This window comes from Anaerolineales bacterium (assembly GCA_016928575.1).
Lineage (GTDB): Bacteria > Chloroflexota > Anaerolineae > Anaerolineales > RBG-16-64-43 > JAFGKK01.
Map to the genome: position 1 here is coordinate 1 of JAFGKK010000084.1, position 4,122 is coordinate 4,122.

The following is a 4,122-nucleotide window of genomic DNA, read 5'->3' on the forward strand; positions in this document are numbered from 1 at the left end:
CCTGGCATAAGTCAGGAGAGGGGGAAGGGGTTGTGGGGTTGGGGGTGAGGAAAGGGCAGGGACGGGGGGCTGAGGAGATACGAAAAATCAAAAGAAAATCCTGTCAATCTTGAAAAATCCTGTCTATTACTTTTTCCCCGCCATTTCGACGTAGTCCTGGCGGAAGGCTTCGGCGTCCTGGGCGCCGAGCAGGCGGACGATCTCTACGATCATCCCGGCCTTGTTCTCCGAATCCCGGCGGGACCAAGTGCGGGCCTTCACTTCCAGGAAGCGCCCGGGCAGCGCGGGCTTGGAGAGGCTGTCGAAATTGACGAAGAATTCTTTGCCGCGGTAGCGAATCTGCCAGCGCAGGCGCTGCTTGTTGACTTCGATCTCGCGCGCGGGCTGGAAATATTCGCGGTAGAAGCGCAGGCTGTGGGTGGCTCCCGCCAGGAACCGCGAGCGGGAAAGCAGCACCGCGCCGGTGAACTCGCGCTCGCGGGTCGGGCCGGTGAGGGTCAGCCGGTAGCGCGCGTTCATGGTTTCGCCGCCCTCGCCGACGGCTTGGTCTTCGCGGTACCGCAGGCGGCCCTGGTCGGCGGCCGGGAACTCGAAATAGGTGTCGTACTCGCGGTAGTGCCGGCTGTAGAGAATTTCCAGGTCCGGATGGGCGAGCTGCCTGGGGAGGGGGAAACCCTCCGGCACGATGACTTTCACCTGGACCTCGAAGGATTCCTCCTCGGACGCGGTTTCGATCGCCACCAGTTTGGAAAGCACCGAGGATTCCCGCAGGGCCAGGAACGAATCCAGCCGGCGCGCCATCTCCGCCGCCTGATGGAGCAGGTCGGCTTCCGGCAGGGTTTGCAGTCTACGGTTGCGCAGCAGCCACCGGCCATCCACCATCAAGCCGGTGACGTCGCCGGCCTTGGCGGAATAGACGATCCTCGAATAAACCGATTCCGGATCCCGCTCGAATCCCGGGCTGGAGTGGATCCCGCCCAGATCCAACAGCAGAAGGTCGGCGCGCTTGCCCGGTTCGAGCGACCCGGTCCGGCTCCCAATGTGCAAGGCTTCGGCGCCCATCCGGGTGGCCATCGCCAGGGCGGTGCGGGCCGGAAGGGCGGTGGGATCGCCGCTGACTCCCTTGGCCAGCAGGGCCGCAAGGCGCATTTCCTCGAACATGTCCAGGTCGTTGTTGGAGGCGGCGCCGTCGGTTCCGATCCCGACGGTCAATCCGATCTCGAGCATCTTGGCGACCGGGGCGATTCCGGATCCGAGTTTGAGGTTGCTGGTCGGGGCGTGGACAATTCCGGCGCCGGCTTTCCACAGGGTGCGCATCTCGCCCTCGTCGAGGTGTACGCAGTGGGCGGCGATGATCTTGGCCGAGAAGAGGCCGAGGTTGCGCAGGTAGGGCACTTCCGGCATGCCGAACCGCTGACGCGCCTGTTCCACCTCCTGCGCGGTCTCCGCCAGATGGATGTGCAGCGGGCGGTCGAACTCCACCGCCAGCGAGGCGCAGGCGCGGAGGATCTCCTCGGTGCAGGTGTAGGGGGCGTGGGCCGCTACGGCCGGGTGGATCAGGGCGTGGTCCTTCCAGCGCGCCAGGAAGGCGCGGGCGCGCTCGAGGCCGTCCTCGTAGGAAGCCGAATCCGGGGTGGGGTATTTCATCACCGTCTGCGCGCACAGGGCGCGCATCCCGGCTTCGGCCGCGGCCGCGGCGATCTCATCCTCGAAGTAGTACATGTCGGCGAAGGTGCCCACCCCGCCGCGGATCATCTCGGCGCAGGCCAATCGAGTCCCCAGGCGGACGAAATCCGGCGAGACGAACTGACGCTCGACCGGCATCATGTACCCCAACAGCCAGACGTCGAGCCGCCGGTCGTCGGCCAGCCCGCGCAGGAGGCACATCGCCGCGTGGGTGTGGGCGTTCACCAGCGCCGGAAGGAGCGCCGATCCGCGGCAGTCGAACTCATCCTCCGCCCGGTACTCCCGCCGCAGATCGGATTCGTCCCCCGCGGCGAGGATCGCGCCGTCCCGCACCGCCACCGCGCCGCCGGGAAAGAGGCGGTATTCGGAATCCATCGTGAGCACATTGGCGTTGACAAGCAGCAGGTCGGCTTTGTCCATGGGAGGAATCCTCCGGATCCGCCTCGATTATACTGTCCTCACCCGCTACCCCTGAACCCCTTGCCCCTCTCCTGCGGTCAATGCAGGAGAGGGGGAAAGCCTGTCCTCGAGCGAAGCGAGGGGAGGGACGGGGGATGGGGGTGAGGAGTTAGCCATGCGCATGGTCGACATCATCGTCCGCAAACGCGACGGGGCGGAGTTGAGCGCCGGGGAAATCGAATTCCTGGTGCGCGGGATGACCGACGGCTCCATCCCGGATTATCAGATCTCGGCCTGGGCGATGGCGGTGGTCTGGCGCGGGATGACGATCCGCGAGACCGCGCAGCTCACGCTGGCGATGGCCGATTCCGGCGCGCGGCTGGATCCTTCCGCCGCGGCGCCGGGCGCGGTCGACAAGCATTCCACCGGCGGCGTGGGGGATAAGACCACCCTGGTCGTCGAGCCGATCGCGGCCGCCTGCGGCGTTCCGGTGATGAAGATGTCGGGCCGCGGCCTCGGAATCTCCGGCGGGACGATCGACAAATTGGAATCGATTCCCGGCTTCCGGACGGACCTTTCGCGGGAGGAGATCCTGCGTCAGCTGAGGGAGATCGGGATGGTGATCGCCGCTCAGACGGCGGAGCTCGCGCCGGCGGACGGCAAACTCTACGCCCTGCGCGATGTGACCGGGACCGTCCCTTCCCTGCCGCTGATCGCCGCGAGCGTGATGAGCAAAAAGATCGCCTCCGGCGCGCGCGCGATCGTGCTGGACGTGAAGGCGGGCAGCGGCGCCTTCATGGCGACGGTCGCGGACGCGGCCAAACTTGCGCGCTGGATGGTGCGGATCGGAGAGCGCGCCGGGCGCCGGACGACCGCCTTGGTTTCGGGCATGTTCCAGCCGCTCGGGCGGGCGGTGGGGAACGCGCTGGAGGTGCGCGAGGCTCTCGAGATTCTGCGCGGGAATGGACCGGTGGATCTGCGCGAGCACTGCCTGACTCTTGCCGGGCACATGCTGCACCTCGGCGGGCGGGCGCGGGATCCGCGCCTGGGGCGGGCGCTGGCGGCGGAGACGCTGACCGATGGGACCGCGCTGGCGAAGTTCCGCGCGCTCGTCCGCGCCCAGGGAGGCGACGAGCGGATCTGCGGCGATCCGTCGCTTCTGCCGTCCGCGCCCTGCCGCGGAATCCTCGCCGCGGAGAAATCCGGCTGGCTGGCGGAAGCCCATGCCGGGAAGATCGGGCGGGCGTGCGTGCGGCTCGGCGCCGGCCGCGCCCAAAAGGGAGACGCCATCGATCCTGGTGTCGGGGTCGTGCTAAACTCGAAGGTCGGCGAGAAAGTGCGGGAGGGGGACGCGCTGTGCGAGATCCACGCGGCGAGCGACGCGGCGCTGGAGCAGGCCCGCGGGGAGCTGGCGGATGCTTTCGCGGTCCGGCGCGCCAAGGTGAAGCCGCTGCCGTTGTTATACCGGACGATAAAGAAATAATCGGGTTTAGTTAGGACATTTATAAAGGTTATCTGCTGGGAGCAAAGTCATGACTGGTCGATTCTCCAATATTTTAATCTCACCCGTGGCGAATATGCAATCACCGATACGCAAATCGGGAAAATAAATATCATACGAAATGATATAGAACGACGACTTCTTATTGCTGAAAGTAATATAGTAGGCAATATTATCGTAATTAATACTATATACCTTCCCGTAAACGCAGAGTGTTTTGCCCACATCAGTAAGATCAATTGAACTCCACACAATACAATACTCCTCAAAAAACGTTTTGGTTCTGGTGGGAGGAGGTTTTTTTGTTGGAGGAATGCGCGTATTGGTACTCATCCCCATAATCGATATTTCAGTGGGCGCCATTGTAATACTATCAGGATCAGGGACAATAAAGGTAAGGTAAAAGGCGGATCCAATAAAACCAAGAATTAAAAAAGAACAAATATACCTATGAGCCTGTTGCTTGGGTCCACTTTGAAAAAGCCAAAAAAGAACCCCCGTTGAATCAGGGAATTATCCTCTGAGGAAGGCGATTC

Annotated in this window: 2 protein-coding genes; one reads left to right on the forward strand and one right to left on the reverse strand. The window is 63.6% G+C overall.

Annotated elements, in window-relative coordinates; all coding sequences use genetic code 11:
• Positions 1 to 126: 126 nt before the first annotated feature.
• On the reverse strand, positions 127 to 2,106 hold the full coding sequence (locus tag JW929_10625) for an amidohydrolase (GenBank protein ID MBN1439853.1): 1,980 nt from the start codon (positions 2,104 to 2,106) through the stop codon (positions 127 to 129).
• 154 nt (positions 2,107 to 2,260) lie between these two features.
• Between JW929_10625 and JW929_10630 the strand changes: the two genes are divergently transcribed.
• Positions 2,261 to 3,568, forward strand: coding sequence for a thymidine phosphorylase (locus tag JW929_10630; GenBank protein ID MBN1439854.1), 1,308 nt, complete (start codon positions 2,261 to 2,263; stop codon positions 3,566 to 3,568).
• The last annotated feature ends 554 nt before the right edge of the window (positions 3,569 to 4,122 follow it).

Coding starts and splice junctions, on each gene's coding strand:
- JW929_10630 (MBN1439854.1), top strand. CDS start 2,261: ATGCGCATGGTCGACATCATCGTCCGCAAACGCGACGGGGCGGAGTTG.
- JW929_10625 (MBN1439853.1), bottom strand. CDS start 2,106: ATGGACAAAGCCGACCTGCTGCTTGTCAACGCCAATGTGCTCACGATG.